Origin of the sequence: Azospirillum sp. B506, from assembly GCF_000333595.1 — a bacterium.
Classification (GTDB): Bacteria; Pseudomonadota; Alphaproteobacteria; order Azospirillales; family Azospirillaceae; genus Azospirillum.
Genome location: NZ_BADK01000552.1, coordinates 1 through 1641, shown reverse-complemented (window position 1 = coordinate 1641; position 1641 = coordinate 1). Strand labels below are relative to the sequence as shown.

The following is a 1641-nucleotide window of genomic DNA, read 5'->3' as shown; positions in this document are numbered from 1 at the left end:
GCAGAGGTGATGCAGGCGCTGGGCGCCGGCGGATCGGACGCCACCCCGACCGTCACCAAATCCGTCGACCTGACCAAGGACATGGTGGAGGACTGGGCGACCCTGATCGGCGACGGTTCGGTGCGCCGCCTGACCCTGACGCTGGGCGAGGTGAACGCCGCCTTCGAGAAGACCGGCCGAACCGAAGCCATCGCCCGTGCCGAGGCCGGCAGCCCCGACGAGACCTTCATCGACCTCTACGCCGCCCTGGTGAGCATCCCGACCATCGGCCGCTCGCTGCTGGGCGATGCCGAATACGAGACGCTGACCAGACGGCTGAAGCCCGGCCAGCAGGCGGTGTGGGTGGCCGGGCAGGGGCGCTATTCCTTCAAGGGGTCGGGCTATGTCCGCGGCGGCATCTTCGACCGTGTCGAGATGGTGCAGCATGACGCTTCGATCCGCTTCCGCGACAAGATGCACAAGCGCTTGGGCGGCACCGCCGCCGCCGGCGCCCCCGACTTCCCGGAGATCGCCCTGTTCGTCCTGCCGGAAGGCACCGAGTTCAACCCGGCCGAACCCTGGCGCCTCCAGCTGCTGGTCCAACGGGCCGTCGCCGCACTCGACAAGGTGTTCGTCACCTTCGACCTCGGCTACCAGCCGCCCGACAAATTCCTGAAGACCGACCAGCCGCCGACTGCCGCCGCCAGCCAGTCTGCCAACCAGCCCGTCGCCCAATCCGCCAGCCACAGTGCCGTCATCCAGGCCGCCGGTGCGGCGGAGGCGGCGGAAGCCGCCGAAACCCCGCTGTGGCAGCGCATCTGGCAGAACCGGCAAGCCGACATCGTCGTGCTGACCTCCGCCATCCTGTTGCTGACTGGCATCTTCTTCTTCCAGGACCAGCTGACCAGGCGGCCGAAGCTGTACGAGCGCGTCCGCACCGCCTATCTGGTCTTCACCCTGGTCTGGCTCGGCTGGTACGCCACGGCCCAGCTGTCGGTGGTCAATGTCCTGACCTTCGCCAACGCGCTGCGCACCGATTTCCGCTGGGACTATTTCATGATGGACCCGCTGGTGTTCATCCTGTGGTTCTCGGTCGCGGCGTCGCTGCTGTTCTGGGGCCGGGGCGCCTTCTGCGGCTGGCTCTGCCCGTTCGGCGCGCTGCAGGAGCTCGCGTCGAAGGCGGCGAAGCGGATCGGCATCCGCCAGATCACCGTGCCCTTCGCCCTGCACCAGCGCCTGTGGCCGATCAAGTACATCGTCTTCCTGCTGCTGTTCGGCCTGTCGCTGCAATCGTTGGGCACGGCGGAGAAGGCGGCGGAGATCGAACCGTTCAAGACCGCCATCATCCTGCATTTCATCCGCGACTGGTGGTTCGTCGCCTTCGCCGTGGTTCTGCTGGCCGCCGGGCTGATGATCGAACGCTTCTTCTGCCGCTATCTCTGCCCGCTGGGTGCCGCGCTGGCGATTCCCGGCCGGCTGCGGATGTTCGACTGGCTGCGCCGCTACAAGGACTGCGGCAGCCCGTGCCAGCGCTGCGGCAACGAATGCCCGGTGCAGGCCATCCACCCCGACGGCTCGATCAACCCCAACGAATGTATCCAATGCCTGCACTGCCAGATGCTCTACCACCACGACCGCAAATGCCCGGTCATGATCCATAAG

1 protein-coding gene is annotated in these 1641 nt (G+C 67.0%); it reads left to right on the top strand.

Features of this window, described 5'->3' with window-relative positions; all coding sequences use genetic code 11:
* Nucleotides 1–1641 (top strand): NosR/NirI family protein (locus I71_RS16325; protein ID WP_042695905.1); only part of this gene is annotated, 1641 nt, incomplete at both ends.